Origin of the sequence: Devosia chinhatensis (assembly GCF_000969445.1) — a bacterium.
Lineage (GTDB): Bacteria > Pseudomonadota > Alphaproteobacteria > Rhizobiales > Devosiaceae > Devosia > Devosia chinhatensis.
Genome location: NZ_JZEY01000050.1, coordinates 1 through 588, shown reverse-complemented (window position 1 = coordinate 588; position 588 = coordinate 1). Strand labels below are relative to the sequence as shown.

Genomic DNA, 588 nt, shown 5'->3' with positions numbered 1-588 from the left:
CGATTGGTCATGCCGAAGGGCACGCCGGTGAAAATGCTCCGTCCCTGTCTCTTTTTCTCTTCTCCTCGCCCTCGTTTCCTCTCTCCCTCTCGTTTGCCCTCTTCTCCTTCCTTTCCTTCCTTTTCTCCTCTCCTCTCTCTTTCTCTTTTTTCTCCTTTTTTTTTCTCTCTTTTCTTTTTCTCTTCCCCTCTCTCCTTTCTCCCTCTCTTCCCTTCTTTCTTTCCTTCTTCTTTCCTCTCCTTCCCCCCCTCTCTTTTCTTTCTCTTTTTCTTTCTCTTTTTCCCCTTTTCCCTTTCCTCCCTCCCCTTCCTCTTCTTCCTCTCCTTCCCTTTCTTCTCTCTTTTCTCCCCTCTTTTTTCCCCTTCTTCCCCTCTTCTCCTTCCTCCCTTCCTCCCTCCTCCTTTTTCTCTTCCCCCCCCCTTCCTCCTCTTCCCTCCCCCCCCCTTCTCCTCTCGCCCCCCGTCTCCTTCGCCTCTTTCCCTACCTTCCTCCCCTCTACCCCTTCCTCTCCCACTCTCCCCCCCTCTCTCCCCTTCTCCCCGCTCTCCTCACCCTTCCCCCTCTCTTCTCCCCCCTTACTCTCTCCTC

The 588-nt window shown here is 53.6% G+C and carries 1 protein-coding gene; it reads right to left on the bottom strand.

The genetic code is table 11. The features are described from left to right. Positions 1–7: 7 nt before the first annotated feature. A partial coding sequence (locus tag VE26_RS19080; protein ID WP_046103255.1) for a hypothetical protein occupies positions 8–588 on the bottom strand: 581 nt, incomplete at its 5' end.